This is a genomic window from Roseivirga echinicomitans, assembly GCF_001592935.1.
GTDB lineage: Bacteria > Bacteroidota > Bacteroidia > Cytophagales > Cyclobacteriaceae > Roseivirga > Roseivirga echinicomitans.
Window position 1 is genome coordinate 191,831 of record NZ_LRDB01000003.1, and the last position, 20,794, is coordinate 212,624.

A 20,794-nucleotide genomic window follows, 5' to 3' on the forward strand; every position below is an offset into this window, starting at 1 on the left:
TGCGCGTCAAGTTATGAAGTGTCTAAGGCATATTTGTTTTGAAGCCTACCCATTACTCGCATGCCTTGAGGCCAAAGCCAAGCGAGGATCATGGATAAATGGAAGCTTTTGCATGGCCACAACTTCCAGACTGAAAAAATCAAATTCTTCTACCACCTTGCCTGTAATTTCATAAATACCTTTCCCCCTGAAAGGGTGCTTCGCTACTACTGGCGGAAAGTGCGTACTGTCTACAAAATAGCCTTCTCGATCAATCCAGGTACCAAACTGCATTCGTTTTCCGCCCGAAGTGGTAGTGCTTTTTACATGGATTAAGTAACCCACCATTTTCACTAGCTTGTTTTTATGTTGCTCCATTTGTCTTGCCATTACTTCTTTTTGTGGCTGCTCTTTTAATAGATGGAAAGGGTTGCAGAGTGGAAAACCGAGCAGCTCAATTTGATCGAAAGCATCTTCCAACAGATCATAGTTGAGTTCAGGTAATTTATAGTGTTTTACTTCTGGGTCGAAAAGCATTTTGGCGGGTTTGGTTTTTTTCTGCTGGCCTAGCTTAAGATAAGCCTCCCAAAGCAATTCCTTTTTAGTGTAACCCGTAAAACGAAAAGCATTGATTCGGATAAGTAAGCTCAGCTGATCGAGCGAAATCTGCACCCTTTTTAAAAAGTGATCGAAGCTCATAAACACTCCGTTTTTTTGCCTTTCTGTGAGCACTTCCTGCACCGTGTTTTGCTCTAGCGCTCCAATAAATGCCAAACCCATAAAAATTGTATTGCCATAAATGGTGCAGAGTTGTTCGCTTTGGTTTACACAAGGCGCCTGAATATCGGCACCGTGCATAAAAGCCTCGTGCGCATACAACTCCACACTGTAAAAACCACCCCCGTTGTTCATGGTCGCCACCATGTATTCCCTCGGATAATAGGCTTTCAGAAAAAGGCTTTGATAACTTTCAACAGCATAACTGGCCGAATGCCCCTTGGCAAAAGCATAGCCTGCAAAGCTTTCAATTTGCCTCCAAATTTCTGCTGCCAACTGATGAGAATGCCCTATTGCCGCGCAATTTTCAAAATACTTATCGCGAACACTTTGAAACTCCTCACGTGAACGATATTTCCCCGACATGCCCCTGCGCAAAACATCGGCTTCGGCCAAAGTAAGGTCGGCAAAGTAATGCGCCACTTTAATTACATCTTCCTGATACACCATTACGCCAAAAGTTTCGGGCATAATACTCAACATGATTGGGTGGGCTTCTTTCCGTTTTTCGGGTTCGCGAAAACGCAAAATATATTGGCGCATCATGCCCGATTTGGCCACCCCAGGCCGAATGACCGAACTGGCCGCCACCAAGCCCAGATACTCTTCCACCCTCAGTTTTTTGAGCAGCATGCGCATGGCGGGCGACTCTACATAAAAGCAACCGATGGCCTGTCCTTCGCGCAGCATGGCTTTGATTTTTGGGTCTTTTTTAAACTGAGCAATATTATGAATATCAAAATGCGGGTCGTCAGGATGGTTTCTAGAAATGATTGACAAACTCTCCTTGATCTTTCCCAAACCGCGTTGACTCAGAATATCGAATTTATATAAGCCCACATCTTCAGCCACCACCATATCGAAATGAGTAGTAGGAAAACCCTTGGGGGGAAGGTAGGTGGCAGTGTAATAATGGATAGGCTGCTCCGAAATCAGGATTCCGCCTGCGTGAATACTCAGATGGCTGGGGAAATTCTCGATGTAATTTCCATAACGCAAAACCAGCAAATGCAGCTCGTCCAAGTCCTCCACTTTGGCGGACTGGATGTGATCAATTTCGTGCGGAGGCACACCAAGCACTTTGCCCAGTTCGCGCACAATGGCCCTGAACTGAAAAGTACTGTAGGTCGCCAGTAAGGCTGCATTTTTAAATTCCGAAAAGATGAAACTGGTGATGTCTTCTCTGTCTTTCCATGAGAAATCAATATCGAAATCAGGTGGGTTTTTTCTGTAAAGGTTAATGAAACGCTCGAAATAAAGATCAAGCTCTATGGGGTCTACATCGGTAATGCGCAGTAAATACGCCACTACAGAATTGGCACCACTGCCCCGCCCCACATAGAAATAGCCTTTGCTTCTAGCGTATTGGCAAATGCGCCAATTGATCAGGAAATAAGACATAAACCCTTGTTGCTTGATCACCTCTAATTCCGTCTGAATACGATCTAGAATTTTCTGGGTAGACTGCGGATAACGATAGTCAAAACCTTCTTTGCAGAGCCTTTCCAACATTTGATAATCTGCCTCGGGACTACCGCAATAAGTGCGTTGATTTTTATTCAGGTTTTCCCCTTCGAAATCAAAATGGATACCGCATTCGCTCAATAGCTTTTCGGTATTGGTGATCATATAGGGGTGGTCGCAATACAATTCCTTTAACTCCTCCACAGGTCGAATGAAATCCTCCACACTACCTTCTTCTGTCTTAGGGAGTTTGCTCAACAACGTATTGTTATCAATGGCCCGCAACAAACGATGGGCATTAAAGTCCTTTTTCAGAACAAGCCTTTCCCTAGTCTCTTTATCAATTTTGCTTCTGAATGTGGCCGTTGGCAACATCACCAGTTTGGTCTTTTCCATCTGGTGTGGCGGATACACCAGCTTAATTAAATCGGCAGGCTTTATACCAATAAATTCATTTTCGCGAAGCTGAAAATGGGTGTATTTCTGAAAAGGGTACACCACAAAAGCATGCTGAAAAGCTGGAGCTCGGTCTGGAATTTTTTCGCCCGAATGAAGAAACTGAGAGAGGTAATCATTGAGTTCTTTAAAACCCTCGTTGCTCTTAGCAATGGCCACAAAAAGCTGATCCGCCCCATTTCTAAAATCAATTCCTAAAACAGGCCTAATGTCATATTTTGGTGCCATTCGCACAAAATTGAGACTGGCAGCCGTGCTATTAATATCTGTTAAAACAAAAGTACGCACCCCAACTTTCTGCATTTGAGCAAGCAACTCGGCTGTTTTAACAGTGCCGTATTTAAAGCTGAAATAGGAATGGGTGTTGAGGTACATTTCACTTCCAACTTAGTCAGCCAGAAGTGAAAATACTAAATATATTAGTTTAATTATCTAGATGAATTGGATAAAGTCAAAATCGGAATATCGAAGGCAAGGAATACGTTAAATCTTATTTTTGGATCTCCAATAATTAAATTTGGATTACCTGAATCATTGTTAATCTCAGTTAAACCCGGGCCATATTGTAAACCAACCCCAAGCGACAGAGGTATTCTACCTGGCAAAGACCATACTCCATACAATCCTGGTGAAAATATTTGAGCAAGTTCAATTTTATAGTCAGCCTCAGTGCTCATAACCTCTGTAGTGGTAGTGGTGGTATTACCTCCAGGTTCCATAGTAACTGTGGTTGAAATTGTCGTATCAGTACGAATTTCATAATCAACTATTGCACCTACATCAATAAGAGAAATCATTACTCCTAATGCACCCATTTTTCTTTTAAGTCCCCAGTTGAAAGACACCCCAACAGGAGCAGTTACTCCAATTCTGTTATTCCATGCCCTATCAATCTGAGAATCATGATCAAAGTTGTAATAAATGCCTAGGTAAGATTGTAATGAAATGTTGAATTTTGCATTTCTCTTAATAGAATAACTCCCAGCAGGCAGCGCAGCAGACTGGATAATACTCTTGACAACATCTGGGCTATCTGCCTCTACCAAAGCAGCCATAAAAGATGTATATCTCAAAAAACTCTCATGAGAAATCCCAATGGACTCTTCTCTTTTGATCCTGTCGAATTCAGTCTTATAGTTCGCTACAATGCCACCACCCAATCTGACTATCTCCTTTTTATATTTTTTGACTACTTTACGATTGGGGTCTACAATCCCATTACTTGATAGATAGGCTTTCATTTCACCTCTGTCTGTCAAGAAGTCATTATTGATTTTTTCTCCAATGATGCTTTCATAAGCTATGACAAAATTCAAGACAGCAGAACTATAATTCTTCTCATTTATGTTCTTATATATTTGATTACCTGTTCTTAATAAATTGAGATAGTTTCTCCCTTCTTTCATTGCTCCTATTTGGCCCACCGAATATCCTATTGAACTCAAAAAAGTATTAAGGTTCAAAGATCGATCTACGAGGTCTAGGCTCTTGTCAAAGTATAAATAGTAATCTGTATAGTCGACTGACTCTCCCTTCAACTTTTTTCGATCAATTTCAAGCTTAGCTATTTTTACAGTATTCCAACTAGACTCCATAGTTCCAAAGTATTCGAGTATAGGACGAAGACGGCTAATATCGGTCGAAACAGACTTCAGCATACCTTGAACTGCCTGAGAAGATCCGCTTACTTCAAACTCTATTCCTTCTACCTGCTTATATATTAAGCCAAAATAGATTCTTATAGCTTTATCATTACCAATAATTTGAGTTTCAATATCACTAGTACTTACCCAAGCATTACCCGAATCCTTACTCCTAATACTTTCCGAAAGTATAGCCATCAGTTTTATAGAAGCGTAAAGATTTTTTGCCTCACCATCTGCGGGGTTTTGAAACTGACCTAGCGATTTTATTACATCTGCTATATTACCACCATCGATTAATTTACTTACCGAAACCACTGCCGCAAGACCTGCGTATGCCTCGGGATGATCATGCCCAAAATCCTGATAGCGATCTAACAATAGAAGATCATCTAACTGATTAACAAGATTTTGAATATCTTCTTTAAACGCTTCTCTAAACGCCTGTAATAAAATGGCGTATTGATGTGGCTGTGAGTTGATAATGAAATTGGCGCTATTGGGAAATAAGGTAGACGCCTCCTCATTTTCTTTTAGAAACTCCTTGAATTTATCGAAGAAGAGTATGTTGATCTCTTGATTTGCCCTTTCAATCAAAAATTTTGAAATGCCAGTAGCTAAATTGGTCACGTTAAGGCCTGCTATACCTCCAGGGGAGCTAACCAATGCGCTTTTAACTACCGCGCCCTCAAAACCTGACCCTTCAGTTGAGATCGATTGTAGATAATCATTCAAAAAAGGATTATAATTTTCATCATTTGGATCGACTAACTTAATGGCAAAATTTCGGTTCGACAGTCCTGACAATGACGGATAGTAAACCTTAAGTAAACTCACTACCTTATCATGATTCAAATCATCAAAGGCATCTTGTCCAAGAGCAGGAACATTTTTAACATAGGTCGCCAATTCCTTGGCATCATAGTAGGCATTAACACTGTTTTGAGCTACCAAAGGAGTGCCAAGGCATAGGGTTAGTAATACAATGATGATTGTTTTCATAGTTGTGATAGTCTATTAATAAGTGCTTCGAACGTCTTTTTGGGGTTAATAATCCCCGGGTTTCCCTTACCAAATTCAGGGTCACTATTATCCAAAATCATACTGCGCAGATCGAGTACATTAATCTCAATACCTGGCGACTCTCTCTTAACATATGATATTAGTAAAGCCAAAAGTCCCACCACATAAGGTGTGGAAAAACTTGTACCGGAATCCACTACAAAGTGGGTTTTGCTACTATTACCCAGTAAACTCAAATTTTCACCGGGTGCGTAAATTTCAGTAAGTCCTGCTGAATTATTGAACCCTGACTTATTTCTCGATTGCCCTACAGAACCAACTGATATCACTTCCTGAAACTCTGCGGGGTACACAACGAACTCCTTGTCTGGCCCATAATTTCCACTTGATGCCAAAATGAGTTTACTGGCATTACTTTGAATCGCTGACATAAAACGACCTCTGTGATTCTGATAAATACGCTTTGGATAATCATAACTGATGGATATGATATCAATATCTTTTGAACTTGCGGCTTTTTCCAATGCATCCATGTAAAATACTGGCCCTTGTTCGCTTCCTTTGGCTGCATAAAGACTTGCTCCAGGAGCTACTCCAAGTAGATCGGGGTGACATGAATTGATAACAGAGATAACCTTTGAGCCATGGCCTACATCGTCATTAAAGTCCGAATTATCACCCTCATAATTCCAGCCAGATATTAGTTCATCACTTCCCAATGGGTGCCCCAAAGCATAACCAGTATCCAGTACCATTATATTGCATCCACTCCCTAGAGTTTCATACTTCTCCCAAATTTCTGCTATTCCATAATCCTTAATCCACCAATTACTAATCGCTTTTTTATAACTCAGCACTTCCCTCAAGTTTGGGAATTGGTCTGAAGCCTTAAAATGAGGTATATCTGAGTTGATCGCTGGATTTTTATCTGGCTCATTGATTTGGCTAAAGCCTCCACTCCATAAATAGTCTCCGTTCTTGTCTTGATACCAAGTACCATTGCCGTTAATTACTTGGGCATTGGTGTTAATTACATTTATCACCTCAACCTCAAAACCAGGATACAAAACACCCTTTTTATTCCCAGGTTTGACCCAGGGTTCCTTTGCTCTTATATGTACTTCTTGCGTTGCTTTGACTTTCATTATCCTACAGGTTGAGCTTTCATGTTTTTGCTTTGGTTTTGCTGAGTAGTATTTCTCAGCTGGTTAACTCTACTGATCACATCATACCAAAATGGGGCTCCAAAAGAAATGGCCAAAACAGACAAAGCCATTCCAAAAGGAGCCCATAGCATTCTTAAGCCATCCTCTTTGTAATAAGCCCAGCTCTGAGGCCATCCAAGCCCAAGCAAATCAATAGGTTTCTCTAAGCTCCCACTGTAGAATTGAGTCAATTTTTCTTGAGGCGTGTCGACACCTTCTTTCTCTTCCCCCTCTTTTGGATTAATTTTAAAGTATTCAAATGCTGAGTTTGCAAATTGAATTCTGAGTTGTTCATTTTGAGAAAGTGCTTCGTAGATTCTTACAGTATCAATATTAAATAACAACACAAGTATTACACTGGTAATCAGAGTTACTTTTTTAATCTCTCGACTAAACCAATCTTTCATTTGATCACCTTGTTCATCGAACCAGCTCTCAAGCTTATTCTGAAACTCTTTTATATCTTCACTGGCCTCTTTTGAGAAAGTCTTAATTAGACCAAGTGTTTCTGAGCCATCAGGATCCTTAAATTTATCTTTGCCCACCTTATCTATGGACTGAGTTATTGTATAATTATCAAAATTTGACTCCCGCCCTACCTTTTGGGAGTCACCTCCAGTTCTTAGAACATCCATCAATACTTTAGAGAACTTATCGCCACTCAAATTAGAAAACCCCTTATTCCCATTTTCTGAAAGCCCCCGAATTAAGGGGTGTTCAAAAAAGAACTTCGATAGGCCTTGACCTTCTGGGTCATCTAACAATTTGATAATACCTTTCTTGAGGTTTTTAGCTCTCAAGTCCATCTTTGAGGAAGCGTACTCCACCAAAAGCGTTACGAGAGTGCTGAATAAGAAGAACAGAAAGGAAAAACCTAGTACTATATCTAATATTTGTGAGTTGATCATGATCTATTGGTTTAGATAAAATGCTTCGTCTTTCTCTTGCCTTGTTAAAGTGACTATCTTAGTTGAGGTCATATCTTCAATGAATTATTCCACCCAGAACCCTAGGTTTGGAGTAAAGACTCTAACATATTTACTGATTGCTGTCCGTAAACCCCATCAATGGTCAGCCTGTGATTGGCTTGCAGTAGGCGCAAAGCATCTTCGGTTTTTTGCCCAAACACGCCATCGGGGTCTCCACAAGGGTAATGCAGCTGATTTAAAAGTTCTTGCAGCTTCATTACCTCTGAACCTCTGCTTCCTTTTTTCAATACAGGCTTGGGTATGGATAATTTCTTTTGTGCCTCAACCCTTCTGAAGCCTAGTACCTTTTGGGCATCATAGGCCGCTACTGATACGCTGTTAGCTTGATTTCCTCCTAGGCAAAATACCTTATCTCCTTTTGGAGAAAAGCCCAAGAAAAAACCAACATGGCCTTTCCATGAGTGAACACTTTCTCTCCAAAATACCACAATATCTCCAGGCAATGGGTCATTAACTTTCGTGCCTACCTGCATCCACGATCTGGCATTCGCTTTACCGCTCTTTTTATAATCTAGACGATGGCAACAGAAATTAACAAATATACTGCACCACGGAGTTTCATCATCTTTAATGGTTTCGAATCCTGAATCTTGGGCGTACTGCAATATTTTTTTCTCATGCTCCGAACCTAGGATCTCACTTACCCCCAATTCTTCGAAAGCTATTTTCAACAACTGACTCATACTTAGCTCTGGTTATTTCTAATAAAATAAGTCAATAAAAGTGTTGTGAAAAATACCCACAAGCAGGTATTTACACACTCAACTCAATGATAAAGAGCTGTTTACAATATTATCGCCTCCTATTCGGCAACAGCGGGGGTGGTTCTCCTGTAAAAGGATTAAAACGGCTGATGGTCCGAGCTTCCATACCGGCTGCGCGCATTACCACTCTATCTCCATATTTGTCGCGCATTTTATCCATGGCATGATACAGGTTGAGTTGCTCTTCTATGTCTTCAAAAAGGTTGATCTGGTAACTTCCTTCCACCAAATGACTAAACCGGACTCCAATCAGTCTGACTAAAAGTCGTTTATGGTAGAGTTTATTAAACAGCTCCAGCACCTTAGCAATCAACACATGATCTGCGGAGGTATATGGAATTCGAGACTGAAGCGTATAAGTGTTAAAATCAGAATAGCGGACTTTGACAGTAACGCAAGAAGTAAGTTTTTGCCCCCTACGCAACTGGAAAGCAAGGTTTTCGGCCATGGCCAGCAGTATGCCTTTGAGCTTAATCACATCAATGGTGTCTCTATCAAAAGTTCTTTCGGTAGAAATTGACTTGCGTTCGTTGTAAGGCATCACAGGCGAATTGTCTAGCGCCTGGGCTTTCTTCCAAATACTCACCCCATTTTTACCCAATACTTTTTCCATCAGTTCCATGGGCATTTCTTGAATGGTTCTGATCTGCTTTACTCCCAAACTGTACAGCGTTTGTTGGGTCTTCTCGCCCACCATAGGAATTTTGCTAATGGAAAGCGGAGCAATAAAGGGCATTTCATAACCCAAGTCGACCTTAATTTGATTGTTGGGTTTTGCTTCGCCCGTAGCGATTTTTGAAATGGTTTTGTTCTTCGACAAACCAAAAGAAATGGGCAGCCCTGTTTCCCTGGTAATCCGTTGACGCAGTTCCGAAGCCATAAGATAACTATTGAAAAATTTATCCAAACCTGTTAAATCAGCATAAAATTCATCAATAGAAGATTTTTCATAAAGTGGTACCGTCTCTTTTATGATGTTGGTTACGTCTTCAGAATAATTGGTATAAGTAGCGGAATTGCCTCGAATTTGGATGGCATCGGGACAAAGTTCTTTGGCCCTTTTCATCGGCATAGCCGAATGCACACCATAGGCACGTGCCTCATAACTACAGGCAGCCACTACCCCGCGGTCGGTAACTCCCCCAATAAGCACAGGTTTGCCAATAAGCCTACTATCGAGCAGGCGTTCAACAGACACAAAAAATGTATCCATATCGAGATGAAGGATTGTTTTTTCCAATTCAGTAGTCTTTCCAAAAGTCAACGTAAATCTAATAATTTTAGTTAACTAAAATTATTAGATTTTATGATTATAAATACTAAAGTAGTTAAGGGTTATTAGTTATGCGGGGTTGGGTTTTGAGACCTAGATAATTGATTTATCGAAATATTAAATAAGCCCTCTAATGTCAGCAAACAAAAAGCCCCGATTTATGTAAAACCGAGGCTTTTTAGTGATCCCGACAAGAATCGAACTTGTATCTAAAGTTTAGGAAACTTCTATTCTATCCGTTGAACTACGGGACCCATTCCTTTTTTTTGGAGGAGCAAAATTAATTAATAATATGTGTCTTTCAAGTAATTTGGAAAGATCGCTTTAGGAGACTTTACCACATAGACAGACGCTTCTCTTGGTAAACAATGATAAAGACAACCAATGGCTAATAAAGCCCTGTTGGGGATAGACTGTGACAAATGCAACAGGAGTTTATAGATACCCAGCTGCTCTGAAGTTAAGAATTGATGATAACTTCAAATTCTTCTTGAGTTAAATATTGAGGAACATAAGCTATATTTTGTTTCTTTAAGTTCAGCACAAAAGATTTAAGGTGATTTTTTGACCCTTTCATCAAGTTTTCGAAAACTAAAATAATGTCTTCATTATCCACATTGGAACTCAACTCTCTTTGAAGGTCCAAAATATCAATTTCTTCAATAGCTGCACCTACTTTAAGCGCACTCTCTAAACTCACCGATCCAACCTGAATTAATTCAGTATACAATGTTTGAAGTTCTTGATTGACGAATACTCCAGGGGGCCTATTAATTGCGGGATCCTCCAATTCATATTTATTTAAGAGTGTTCGCACCGCATCTGTATGAGACTGCTCGCTCGCTGAGATATTATTAAAGATTTTTAAAGACCAAATAGTAAATAGATGATCATACACATCCCTCGCTAATTTTTCTTCCTCGCGCATAAATAAAAGCGCATCTATTTCAGTTTCACTCAAAGGTTCTACTGGAAGTGCCCAAATTTGTATATTGACTAATTCATCGTCTGTATTAATCATCTCATCCCTGGAATTGCTACACGAAAACGCAACCACTGATAAGCTTAACAATATGTAATTGAATAAATTTTTCATGATCTATGGTATTTCTATTCAAATAAAGCCAATTACCAAATGATTATTGGCAACATTTGTTACACTCGTCAAGGGAAAAACCGGTTGGTAAGGTTAGCAGAAAGAAAGAAGTTACTTAATATTCTTTAGATAGTGAGTCAGCTCACTGATATCAAATGTCACGCTCCATATCCCTCTCAAATCACCCATTTTATGATTTAGAGCATTGTCATTTGGGTACAATTCCTGTATGGATTTTAGTGTTTCTAGAGTAACCTGACTACCCACTTCACCATGACAGTTCAAACAAAGAGGACTATCTAATAAAATTGGCTTAGCATAAAGTATCTCGCTTTCATTAAGCACTTCCACTACTGGGCTTAAATCTCCACCCTTCTCCAGCGATTGTGCATACTTTTCAAGTATCACCCGTTCCACATCTGAGGGTTTGTCCTTCTGATTCCTAGCGCTAAGTGAAGCTCTTCTTATTGAAGCTTTAGGTACCGTTTTCAAGGTATCAAGAATAGGGTATGCGGCTACATTACAGAACTGCACGGCATAAGTAACCCCCTGCTCGGAGATTGCTTGTTTTAATTGTCCACCGAGTGTTTTTTGCGCCAAAGTCGAAATCTCATCGCCTTCAATATGCGCCAATGCTGTTAACTCATCTATAGATGCTGTAGAAGTACCTTTGTTATTTGTGCAGCCCATCACGATTAAAACGAATGGAATTATTAGTAATCTCATAATCCTATCTTTTCAATAAAGTAAAACTAAATCAACAGACAGTTCTGTAACAAATGTTACCCTTATTTCTTATATGTAACATTTGTATCATAATACCATTACTACTTGCCTTAAACTTGTTCTATAAAAAGAGCAACATGTCTAAAATCGTAATATTAGGGTCGGGAATAGCGGGCCATACTGCCGCTTCCCATTTGAGAAGAAAGCTCTCAAAGAAACATGAAGTGCTGGTCGTTTCGCCAAACTGGAACTACCAATGGATCCCCTCAAATATTTGGGTGGGGATAGGAAGGATGCAACCAGAGCAGATCATCTTTCCATTGGAACCGCTCTACAAAAAGAAAGGCATCAACTTTAAGCAAGCTAAAGTTGTATCATTCCATCCTGAAGGAGATGACAGTACCCTACCATACGTAGTTGTAGAGTATGTTTTTGGTGAACAGAAGGGGGAAACGGAGAAAGTCGCTTACGACTACCTCATCAATGCAACAGGACCAAAACTAGCTTTTGACCTAACAGAAGGGCTTAACCCTGGTACAGATGATGTTTATTCGGTCTGTACCTATGATCATGCGCAGCATGCCGCAAGTGGATTGGAAAAGCTAATTGAAAAAGCAAAGAATTCTTCCTCCAAACTAAAAGTACTTATAGGAACAGGACATGCCAAAGCTACTTGTCAAGGAGCCGCTTTTGAATATATTCTCAATGTAGAACAGGAACTAAGAAGAAGAAAGGTACGAGATAAAGTATCCATAAAATGGATTACCAATGAGTCAACTTTAGGAGACTTTGGAATGGATGGAATGCTGCTATCTTATCAAGGAAAACCAATGAAATCAAGTGATATGGTAGAAATGGTTTTTCGAGATAGGGAAATAGAATGGATTTTAGGAGCAGGTGTCAATAAAATAGATCAAGGAAAAGCCTTCTATGAAAATCTCGAAGGGGAGAAAAAAACCGAAGAATTTGATTTTGCCATGTTGATTCCAGCGTTTTCGGGTCATGGATTCAAAGCTTACGACCAGCAAGGAGGAGATATAACTCCTAAGCTTTTCAAAGGCTTTATGGTTGTAGATGCCGACTATACCGTCAAGCCATACGAGGAATGGACAGTTCAAGATTGGCCAGAAACCTATCAGAACCCGAGCTATCCAAACATTTTCGCGCCAGGTATTGCCTTTGCTCCACCACATAGTATTTCTAGACCTAGAAAAAGCCCGAATGGAACAGAAATATTCCCTGCACCTCCAAGAACTGGGATGCCGTCAGGCATCACTGCTAAACTGGTAGCGGATAATATTATCGACTCCATAAAGAGCGGGAAAGAGTCTTTACACCATAGAGGTTCTTTAGGAAATATGGGGGCAGCATGTATTGCTTCCGCAGGTTATGGACTTATAACTGGTAGTGGTGTTAGTATCACTACTTTTCCAATTGTTCCAGATTATAAAAAATATGAAAAAACAGGCGGAAGGGATATTAAAAAGACATTTGGTGACATTGGGCTTGCCGGTCATTGGGTAAAACTTTCTTTACACTATGCATTTATTTACAAAGCCAAAATGAAACCATTTTGGTGGTTAATACCTGAATAAAAATACCATGAAACAGAAAATCACAAAGTCCCAGAAAGCTTATATGCAAAACCCTATCATCCAATTTTTCAAGTTTATTTATTTGAATGTTCGGATCATACGAATAGTAGCAGGCGGACACGGGGGTACTAGGAAGTAATAATCTGTTCTAAAGAAAAAACGATTATCACCTCATTCTGATAGACCCCAAATAACGGTCCATCAGTTGAAGTATATTAATCATTTAATAATATGTGTCTTTCAAGTAGTTTGGAAAGATGGTCATGTGCTGCTTTTTCACCTTCTCGAAAATCACTTCTCGCATTTCGGCAATATTCTCCTTTTTCTCAGCCGAAATAAACACAACGCTCTCACCTTCAGCATTTAGATAGGTTTTCTTCAGTCTTTCTAATGTCATTGGCGGATGTTCCATTTCCTCCTCTATTTCTGGATCTAAAGATTCAACCAGTTTGTCAATTTTATTAAACACAATAATTGTTGGTTTATCTGCTGCTCCAAGGTCTACCAAAGTTTGGTTTACCGTTTCCATTTGATCTTGAAAATAGGGGTGTGAAACATCTACCACGTGTAAAAGAATATCGGCTTCCCTTACCTCATCCAAAGTAGATTTAAAAGATTCGATTAAGTGTGTAGGAAGTTTTCTAATAAAACCTACCGTATCGGACAACAGGAAAGGAATATCGTCAATGGCTATTTTTCTAACCGTGGAATCCACTGTCGCGAAAAGTTTATTTTCAGCCAACACCTCAGCTTTGGTCATTAAACGCATAAGGGTAGATTTACCCACGTTGGTGTACCCAACCAATGCTACACGCACAATGCTTGTTCTAGATTTTCGCTGAACTGCATTTTGCATTTCAATTTTCTCCAGTTTCTTTTTCAGCACATCAATCTGATTCCTGACAATCCTACGGTCGGTTTCTATTTCCATTTCACCAGCCCCGCCTCTTGTGCCAGTCCCTCCTCTTTGTCTTTCCAAGTGAGTCCACATTCTGGTTAATCGAGGCAATAAATATTTAGATCTCGCCAGTTCAACCTGAGTTTTAGCTTGGGCTGTTTGTGCACGATAAAGAAAGATATCTAGGATGAGTAAACTACGGTCGTAGATTTTAACCTCTAGTTCCTTTTCTAAATTTCGTAACTGTGAAGGAGAAAGGTCATCATCAAAAATAATTGTTTTAACGCCTTCAGCTATAATGTAAGTTTTAATCTCTTCGAGCTTACCCTTACCCACAAAAGTCTTTACCTCTGGCCTTTCCATCCTTTGTGTAAATGACTTCACAACTTCAAGACCAAGCGTTTCGGCCAAGAAGGCCAATTCGTCCAAATACTCCATTACCTTTTCTTCGGGCTGGCCTTTAGTGATGAGCGCGACCATCACTGCTGTTTTTTCGTCCGTATCCGTTGTTAAATATCCTCCCATAAAGCATCAAAATTACTACTTATCGAAGCCATTTCTAAATTCAACCCAGAAATTGCGTCATGAAACTAAAAAGTATAAACACCATTTAAGGGTATAATAGTTTTGTAGTGCCTTATCGTTTGATAAGAAAGCTTAACGGCTTAAGTTTGAAAGGAATTTTTTAGCAATGAAAATTATAGAAACAGGCTTTAATGGCCTTTACGAAATTGAGTCTACCGTGTTTGGAGATGACCGAGGTTATTTTTTTGAATCGTATCGAAAAAAGGCTTTTGAGGACCTCGGAATACAAACTGACTTTGTTCAAGATAACGAATCGTTTTCCGTGAAAGGCACATTACGTGGACTTCACTTCCAAAGTGAGCCTTATGCCCAAGCAAAACTCGTAAGAGTAGCCTTAGGCAAAGTAATGGATGTGGCAGTAGACCTAAGGCCTAACTCCCCTACTTTCGGTAAGCATCATACCGTAATTCTAGATGCAAAAAGACATAACCTATTCCTTGTACCAGCTGGTTTCGCTCATGGCTTCTTAGCTTTGGAGGACAGTGTTTTTTCATACAAGTGTACTAACTACTACAATAAAGCATCTGAAGGGGGTATTTTATGGAATGATCCAGAGCTAAATATCGACTGGCAAATAGAAAACCCAATCGTGTCTGAAAAGGATAAACTTTTACCTAATTTTGTAGCCTATAAAAACGCTCCTCTATTTTGAGTATACTTTCTTTTTTAAAGCCAAAGGATACTTCTCCCGCCTCTGTTTTACCTATTAAAACAGACATCCATTCGCATTTAATTCCTGCGATCGATGACGGTGTGCAGTCTATTGAAGAATCGTTAACGGTTTTACGCGAAATGGAAGCCCTAGGCTATGAGAAGGTAATTACTACTCCTCACTCTATGCCAGGCACTTACGACAACTCGCCTGAGAATATTTATGCTGGGTTGGAAGTCATGCGTGAAGCAATCAAGAAAGAAGGCATCAATATTCAGTTAGAGGCCGCCACAGAATATTACCTCGATGAATCGTTCGTAGAGCTAATAGACTCAGGGGCTCCATTAATGACTTTCGGCAATAAGCACGTTTTGTTCGAAACTCCGTTTATGAACATGCCACCCCAACTGAAAGAGGTCACCTTCAAGCTGAGTTTAAAAGGATATAAACCTGTTTTCGCCCATCCAGAACGCTATTTATACTTAATGCAAAGTGAATATTTACTGGATGAATTGATTGATAGAAATGTAATTCTACAGTTGAACATCATAGCACTTACTGGTTGTTATTCTAAACCGGTGCAAAAGTTTGCTGAAAAGCTCATTGACATGAAAGCTGTGAAATTAGTAGGTACCGATTGTCACAATATGGGCCACATTGACCTCTTGAAAGAAGCGGTAAAAACAAAGTACTTTAAAAAATTAATGGACTTAGATCTTCTAAATAATTCCCTTTAGAGTTATGGTTTTTGTTACTGGCGCTACGGGCTTACTCGGTAGCTTTATTTGTAGAGAACTTATTAAAAATGGTCAGTCCATTCGGGCTGTCAAACGCGGAAGCAGCCAACTGACTTTGATCGAAGATATTGTTGACCAAATTGAATGGGTGGATGGTGACATGAACGACACCACATTTCTGTTCGAAGCACTGGAAGGTATTGACGGAGTAATTCATGGGGCTGCGATTATTTCCTTTGATAAAAGAGATGAGGATCGAATGTACAAAACCAATGTACAAGGCACTGCCGATCTGGTAAACGCTTGTCTAAAAGCTGAAGTGAAAAACTTTGTGCAAATAAGCTCTGTGGCGGCCTTGGGTAGAAAGCCTGGACAGAAATTTATTGACGAAAAAGACAAATGGGAAGGCACAGAATACGACTCCATCTATGCACGATCTAAATACTTACAAGAGTTAGAAGTTTGGCGCGGTGCTCAAGAGGGCTTGAATGTAAAAATTGTAAACCCTACTGTAGTATTAAGCCCTGGGCTTTGGGGCAGCGGAAGCACTTCGGTTTTTAAATACGCTTACGATAGCAAAACATTCCACCCTGAAGGCACCATTAATTTTGTGGACGTTCGTGATGTAGCTGAAATCTGTATTAAACTACTTGGTTCTGACGTTCAAAACGAAAGGTTCGTACTTAATGCAGGTACAAAAGAGTTTAGAGATTTCTTTGCCGAAGTAGCCAGCCGTTTTGGTAAAAAACCACCTTCTAAACCAGTTCCTTACTGGATGCTCAAAGTAGCTGTAAAATTAGAGTTCGTACGTTCTAGAATAATGCGCCAAAGTGCATTAATCACAAGCGATACGGCTAAGCTGTCGCGTATGCATTATCACTTCAAAAATGATAAAGTAAAAAAAGCTTTAAACTTTGAGTTCCGGCCTGTGAACGAAACTCTAGACTGGAGCGTTAGAGAACTTAAATCCATGCACAACCTTTAAAAAACAGGGCTATAAACAGATCAGGAAAAAAAAGACAAGGCCATATAGTTTGCCATTCATTTATTCCTTACTTTGAATAAACCTTTCGAAAATAGATGCAAGAAGACTATCCTAGCAGAGAAGAGGAACGTGGGCTGATCAAGAAATTCGAGGAGCAACTCAAGCAAAAGACATATAATTTTTTCGATATCACTGAATACGAAACGATTATTCAGTATTACATCGATCACCTTCAATTTGGCAAGGGCTTAAAAGCATGCAAGCTAGCCATTGATCAATTCCCGTTTTCTCAAGAAATAAGCTTGCTCATGTCGCAGTGCTACATTGGTAAAGAAAATTATCAAGAAGCCCTTAGAGTGATTGATGAAGCTCAAAATTTGCATCCGAATGATGTAGAATTGAACACCGTGAAAGGAACAATTTATTCCTTTTTAGGTGAGTATAAAAAAGCAGTTGAACTTTTGCTCGGCACATTGGATTATGCCGAAGACAAATCAGAAGTATATTATAATGTGGGCCTTACCTACCAAACCAATTCCAAATTTGAAGAGGCAATTGGTCATTATAAAAAGGCCATTGAGCTCAACTTAAATCACGAAAACGCACTTTATGAGCTTGCCTATTGCCTAGATGTGACGGGCAAACTGGAAGACAGCGTTGATTATTATAAGCAGTTTATCGATCAAGACCCTTATTCTACCTACGCATGGTATAATTTGGGAATCGTATTAAACAAGCTCGAACGCTATGAAGAAGCGATAAAAGCTTACGATTATGCTTTGGTCATTGACGACACATTTTCATCGGCTTGGTTCAACATGGGTAATTCCTACATGAACATTGACAAGTATGACGAGGCGCTAGAAGCATATAAGAATACGCTAACGAATGAAGGCCCCTCAGCTGAAACCTACTGCTGTATTGGCACCTCTTATGAAAAACTCGAGCAATACGAGTTGGCCATGAAGTATTACCGAAAATCCACAAAGCTTGATCAATTTTATGAAGATGCTTGGTATGGAATAGGTTGTTGCTTGTCTGAACAAGACAAGTACTATGAGGCCATTCATTTCTTTAACAAAGCACTTAAGTTAGACCCAGAAAACGCGAACTATTGGCTGGCTATAGCTGATGCCGAACAGCATGTAGGCAATATCGTTTCAAGTTTTGAAGCCTATCAAGAGGCTGCTATGCTTGAACCCAACAACGAAATGATTTGGCTGGATTGGTCGCTCATTCATTACGAACAAGGAGAGCACATAAAAGCCATCGAATTGATTGATAGGGCTTTGGAGGAACTTCCAGAACATTCTGACTTAATGTATCGAATGGTAGTTTACCAAATATCGGCAGGTAGATACAAAGAAGCCTTTGCTTATCTAGAAAATGCTTTAATTTTGGACTTTGAAAATCACGAAGTGCTTTTTGATTTCTTTCCTAAAATTGAAACCCAAAAAGCATTATACAAGATCATTGATCAGCACCGAAATAAAATTTAAATGCACTACTTTTTAGATAACCTGCCCGAAAGGACACAGAAACCAAGAGAAAAAGGCTTCACCATGGTCATGGACAAGGGCCTAAGTGTTAGACAAGCGGAAGATTTCCTTAGCGTTAGCGCTAACCATGTAGACATTATTAAGTTAGGCTGGGCTACCTCGTACGTAACGGCTGGCCTGGAAGACAAGCTTAATGTGTTCAGAGCTGCTGGAATCCCTTTTTATTTTGGAGGTACGCTTTTCGAAGCCTTTGCTGTTCGCAATAAATTTGACGACTACAGGAAATTACTAGATAAATTTCAGGTCCCGTTTGCTGAAGTATCTGACGGTTCATTGGATATGGACCACGATAAGAAGTGTGAATACATTACTGAGTTATCGAAACAAGTGACTGTGCTTTCAGAAGTTGGTTCTAAGGACGAGGAAAAAATCATTCCTCCATACAAATGGATCGAACTGATGCAAAAAGAACTAGATGCCGGTGCTTGGAAAGTAATTGGCGAAGCGCGTGAAGGCGGAAACGTTGGTCTTTTTAGGTCTAGCGGAGAAGTTCGTTCAGGCTTAGTTCAAGAAATTCTAACCAAAATTCCTTTTGAAAAAATCATTTGGGAAGCCCCACAAAAAGCACAGCAAGTTTATTTTATTAAGCTGGTTGGCGCCAATGTAAACCTTGGTAACATTGCGCCAGAGGAGTTAATCCCACTAGAAACCATTCGTTTAGGTTTAAGAGGAGATACTTTCAGCCACTTTCTGGACAAGTAAGAATGAAGAACATTAAGGGATTCATTCTTCTCTACTTCAAGGGTATTGCCATGGGTAGTGCTGATGTGGTTCCTGGAGTTTCGGGCGGGACAATTGCCTTTATTACTGGCATATACGAAAACTTACTAAACGCCATTCGCAGCGTTGACCTTCAGGCACTTCAGTACCTGAAGAAATTTCAGATCAAAGCGCTTTGGAAGCACGTTAACGGAAACTTCTTATTGCCATTATTGGCAGGAATTGCGACCAGTGTTCTTACACTCGCCAAAGTAATCACCCATTTGTTGGCCGAACACCCGATTCAGGTTTGGTCTTTCTTTTTTGGGCTTATTGTTATTTCAGCCCTCATTATTCTTAGGGAAATAAAGCAATGGAATATTGGTGTTTTTGTGGCCATAGCTTTGGGTATTGCCGCGGCATACTTTATTACCTCTGCAACTCCTGCTGAAACACCAGAGGCTTCATGGTTTCTATTTATAGCTGGCGCAGTGGCCATTTGTGCAATGATTTTGCCCGGTATTTCGGGCGCATTTATTCTGCTTATTTTTGGAAAGTATGAGTTTATTCTTTCCGCTGTAAAAGAATTTAGAATCGTAGATATTGCCATTTTTGGCTTAGGTTGTATTGTGGGTTTATTGAGTTTTGCTCGTTTGGTGGGTTGGCTTTTCAACAAATACCATAACATCACAGTGGGTGTTTTATCAGGCTTTATGATTGGTTCTTTAAACAAGGTTTGGCCTTGGAAAGAAGCTATAGAGACATATATTGACCGCCATGGTGATTTAAAACCTTTGGTCGAAGCCAATGTATTGCCCAATCAATATTTTGCAAAGACGGGTGCCGAACCTTTCTTTTTAGAAGCCATTTTATTTGCTGCTGCTGGTTTCCTTATCGTATTGGCAATGGATAGAGTTGCAGCTGCGTTAAACCCTAAAAAGTAAATGCGAAAATTTGGACTGATCGGTTACCCACTCGGCCATTCGTTTTCGAAAAAACACTTCTCAGCTAAATTCGAAAAAGAAGGAATAGAAGCCGAGTATGAGCTTTACCCTCTTGAGAACATTGAGGAATTTCCTGCCTTAGTAAAAAACACAAAAGGCCTAGAAGGCATTAATGTGACCATTCCCTACAAGGAGTCAGTAATGAAATTCCTTGATGGAGTTGATGAAAAGGCCGCTGCCATTGGTGCCGTAAACACCATCAAAATTCAGAAAGGAAAACTGAGAGGTTACAATACCGATTATTTGGGTTTCAAAACTTCATTGGTGAAGTTTATTGGAGCCAATCCAATGCCCACAAACGCTTTGATTCTAGGGACAGGCGGAGCTTCTAAAGCCGTTCAAACTGCGCTTTCAGACCTCGGTATTGAATTTAAGTTGATTTCGAGAAGACCACAAGACGGGCAACTTACTTACAAAGACTTCAACAAGCCAACACCTGAACACCTCGATACCTACAAACTTATTATCAATACCACGCCATTAGGCATGGCTCCTAAAATAGAGAGTCTTCCAGATTTACCTTATCAGCAACTAACCCCTGATCACTTTCTCTATGATTTGGTTTATAACCCACTTTCAACCGCCTTTATGCAAAAGGGAATTGAGACCAAGTGTTGGGTGAAAAATGGTTTGGAAATGCTGCATGGCCAAGCAGAAGCCTCTTGGGAGATTTGGAATAAGTAAG

General features: G+C 39.9%; 17 protein-coding genes and 1 tRNA gene. 8 read left to right on the forward strand and 10 right to left on the reverse strand.

Annotated features, from left to right (window positions below):
• Nucleotides 1–45: 45 nt before the first annotated feature.
• From AWN68_RS05850 to AWN68_RS05890, 9 genes are all read right to left on the reverse strand, one after another.
• Nucleotides 46–3,051 carry a DNA polymerase III subunit alpha gene (locus AWN68_RS05850; protein WP_068412683.1) on the reverse strand — a complete coding sequence of 1,002 codons (3,006 nt, stop codon included), beginning with the start codon at nucleotides 3,049–3,051 and terminating at the stop codon, nucleotides 46–48.
• 53 nt (nucleotides 3,052–3,104) lie between these two features.
• Nucleotides 3,105–5,321, reverse strand: coding sequence for a hypothetical protein (locus tag AWN68_RS05855; RefSeq protein ID WP_068412686.1), 2,217 nt, complete (start codon nucleotides 5,319–5,321; stop codon nucleotides 3,105–3,107).
• Nucleotides 5,318–6,487: a S8 family peptidase gene (locus tag AWN68_RS05860; RefSeq protein ID WP_068412689.1), complete on the reverse strand. Its 1,170-nt coding sequence runs from the start codon at nucleotides 6,485–6,487 to the stop codon at nucleotides 5,318–5,320. Before AWN68_RS05860 ends, AWN68_RS05855 begins: the two co-directional genes overlap by 4 nt.
• Nucleotides 6,487–7,455, reverse strand: a complete 969-nt coding sequence (locus tag AWN68_RS05865) for a hypothetical protein (protein ID WP_157716106.1) — start codon at nucleotides 7,453–7,455, stop codon at nucleotides 6,487–6,489. Before AWN68_RS05865 ends, AWN68_RS05860 begins: the two co-directional genes overlap by 1 nt.
• A gap of 101 nt (nucleotides 7,456–7,556) precedes the next feature.
• Nucleotides 7,557–8,219, reverse strand: coding sequence for a C40 family peptidase (locus AWN68_RS05870; protein WP_068412695.1), 663 nt, complete (start codon nucleotides 8,217–8,219; stop codon nucleotides 7,557–7,559).
• A 109-nt stretch (nucleotides 8,220–8,328) separates the two neighbouring features.
• Nucleotides 8,329–9,540, reverse strand: coding sequence for a DNA polymerase IV (gene dinB / locus AWN68_RS05875; RefSeq protein WP_068412848.1), 1,212 nt, complete (start codon nucleotides 9,538–9,540; stop codon nucleotides 8,329–8,331).
• A gap of 215 nt (nucleotides 9,541–9,755) precedes the next feature.
• A tRNA-Arg gene (locus tag AWN68_RS05880) sits at nucleotides 9,756–9,827 on the reverse strand.
• A gap of 206 nt (nucleotides 9,828–10,033) precedes the next feature.
• On the reverse strand, nucleotides 10,034–10,669 hold the full coding sequence (locus AWN68_RS05885; protein ID WP_068412698.1) for a DUF2202 domain-containing protein: 636 nt from the start codon (nucleotides 10,667–10,669) through the stop codon (nucleotides 10,034–10,036).
• A gap of 111 nt (nucleotides 10,670–10,780) precedes the next feature.
• On the reverse strand, nucleotides 10,781–11,395 hold the full coding sequence (locus AWN68_RS05890) for a Tll0287-like domain-containing protein (protein ID WP_068412699.1): 615 nt from the start codon (nucleotides 11,393–11,395) through the stop codon (nucleotides 10,781–10,783).
• A gap of 137 nt (nucleotides 11,396–11,532) precedes the next feature.
• On the opposite strand from AWN68_RS05890, the gene AWN68_RS05895 reads away from it, so the two are divergent.
• On the forward strand, nucleotides 11,533–12,990 hold the full coding sequence (locus AWN68_RS05895; protein WP_068412700.1) for an NAD(P)/FAD-dependent oxidoreductase: 1,458 nt from the start codon (nucleotides 11,533–11,535) through the stop codon (nucleotides 12,988–12,990).
• Between the two features lie 223 nt (nucleotides 12,991–13,213).
• On the opposite strand, the gene hflX is transcribed toward AWN68_RS05895, so the two are convergent.
• Nucleotides 13,214–14,413: a GTPase HflX gene (gene hflX / locus AWN68_RS05900; protein WP_068412702.1), complete on the reverse strand. Its 1,200-nt coding sequence runs from the start codon at nucleotides 14,411–14,413 to the stop codon at nucleotides 13,214–13,216.
• Between the two features lie 166 nt (nucleotides 14,414–14,579).
• Between hflX and rfbC the strand changes: the two genes are divergently transcribed.
• The 7 genes from rfbC to AWN68_RS05935 all read left to right on the forward strand — a co-directional run bounded on the left by rfbC (nucleotide 14,580) and on the right by AWN68_RS05935 (nucleotide 20,793).
• Nucleotides 14,580–15,125 carry a dTDP-4-dehydrorhamnose 3,5-epimerase gene (gene rfbC, locus AWN68_RS05905; protein ID WP_068412704.1) on the forward strand — a complete coding sequence of 182 codons (546 nt, stop codon included), beginning with the start codon at nucleotides 14,580–14,582 and terminating at the stop codon, nucleotides 15,123–15,125.
• A complete protein-coding gene (locus tag AWN68_RS05910; protein ID WP_068412706.1) occupies nucleotides 15,122–15,862 on the forward strand; it encodes a tyrosine-protein phosphatase in 741 nt (246 codons plus the stop codon). Before rfbC ends, AWN68_RS05910 begins: the two co-directional genes overlap by 4 nt.
• 4 nt (nucleotides 15,863–15,866) lie before the next feature.
• Nucleotides 15,867–16,847, forward strand: a complete 981-nt coding sequence (locus AWN68_RS05915; protein WP_068412707.1) for an SDR family NAD(P)-dependent oxidoreductase — start codon at nucleotides 15,867–15,869, stop codon at nucleotides 16,845–16,847.
• A 95-nt stretch (nucleotides 16,848–16,942) separates the two neighbouring features.
• Complete coding sequence (locus tag AWN68_RS05920; RefSeq protein WP_068412708.1) at nucleotides 16,943–18,346, forward strand: tetratricopeptide repeat protein; 1,404 nt, start codon at nucleotides 16,943–16,945, stop codon at nucleotides 18,344–18,346.
• On the forward strand, nucleotides 18,347–19,108 hold the full coding sequence (locus AWN68_RS05925) for a phosphosulfolactate synthase (protein WP_068412709.1): 762 nt from the start codon (nucleotides 18,347–18,349) through the stop codon (nucleotides 19,106–19,108).
• 2 nt (nucleotides 19,109–19,110) lie between these two features.
• The gene (locus AWN68_RS05930) at nucleotides 19,111–20,049 is read left to right on the forward strand and encodes a DUF368 domain-containing protein (protein ID WP_068412711.1); all 939 of its coding nucleotides are present in this window, start codon (nucleotides 19,111–19,113) and stop codon (nucleotides 20,047–20,049) included.
• Nucleotides 20,050–20,793 (forward strand): shikimate dehydrogenase family protein, encoded by a 744-nt coding sequence (locus tag AWN68_RS05935; protein ID WP_068412713.1) that lies wholly within the window; start codon nucleotides 20,050–20,052, stop codon nucleotides 20,791–20,793.
• The last annotated feature ends 1 nt before the right edge of the window (nucleotide 20,794 follow it).

Excerpts from the sequence above, each read along its gene's own strand:
- AWN68_RS05850 (WP_068412683.1), bottom strand. The coding sequence starts at position 3,051 with ATGTACCTCAACACCCATTCCTATTTCAGCTTTAAATACGGCACTGTT.
- AWN68_RS05855 (WP_068412686.1), bottom strand. The coding sequence starts at position 5,321 with ATGAAAACAATCATCATTGTATTACTAACCCTATGCCTTGGCACTCCT.
- AWN68_RS05860 (WP_068412689.1), bottom strand. The coding sequence starts at position 6,487 with ATGAAAGTCAAAGCAACGCAAGAAGTACATATAAGAGCAAAGGAACCC.
- AWN68_RS05865 (WP_157716106.1), bottom strand. The coding sequence starts at position 7,455 with ATGATCAACTCACAAATATTAGATATAGTACTAGGTTTTTCCTTTCTG.
- AWN68_RS05870 (WP_068412695.1), bottom strand. The coding sequence starts at position 8,219 with ATGAGTCAGTTGTTGAAAATAGCTTTCGAAGAATTGGGGGTAAGTGAG.
- AWN68_RS05885 (WP_068412698.1), bottom strand. The coding sequence starts at position 10,669 with ATGAAAAATTTATTCAATTACATATTGTTAAGCTTATCAGTGGTTGCG.
- AWN68_RS05890 (WP_068412699.1), bottom strand. The coding sequence starts at position 11,395 with ATGAGATTACTAATAATTCCATTCGTTTTAATCGTGATGGGCTGCACA.
- AWN68_RS05895 (WP_068412700.1), top strand. The coding sequence starts at position 11,533 with ATGTCTAAAATCGTAATATTAGGGTCGGGAATAGCGGGCCATACTGCC.
- hflX (WP_068412702.1), bottom strand. The coding sequence starts at position 14,413 with ATGGGAGGATATTTAACAACGGATACGGACGAAAAAACAGCAGTGATG.
- rfbC (WP_068412704.1), top strand. The coding sequence starts at position 14,580 with ATGAAAATTATAGAAACAGGCTTTAATGGCCTTTACGAAATTGAGTCT.
- AWN68_RS05915 (WP_068412707.1), top strand. The coding sequence starts at position 15,867 with ATGGTTTTTGTTACTGGCGCTACGGGCTTACTCGGTAGCTTTATTTGT.
- AWN68_RS05920 (WP_068412708.1), top strand. The coding sequence starts at position 16,943 with ATGCAAGAAGACTATCCTAGCAGAGAAGAGGAACGTGGGCTGATCAAG.
- AWN68_RS05925 (WP_068412709.1), top strand. The coding sequence starts at position 18,347 with ATGCACTACTTTTTAGATAACCTGCCCGAAAGGACACAGAAACCAAGA.
- AWN68_RS05930 (WP_068412711.1), top strand. The coding sequence starts at position 19,111 with ATGAAGAACATTAAGGGATTCATTCTTCTCTACTTCAAGGGTATTGCC.
- AWN68_RS05935 (WP_068412713.1), top strand. The coding sequence starts at position 20,050 with ATGCGAAAATTTGGACTGATCGGTTACCCACTCGGCCATTCGTTTTCG.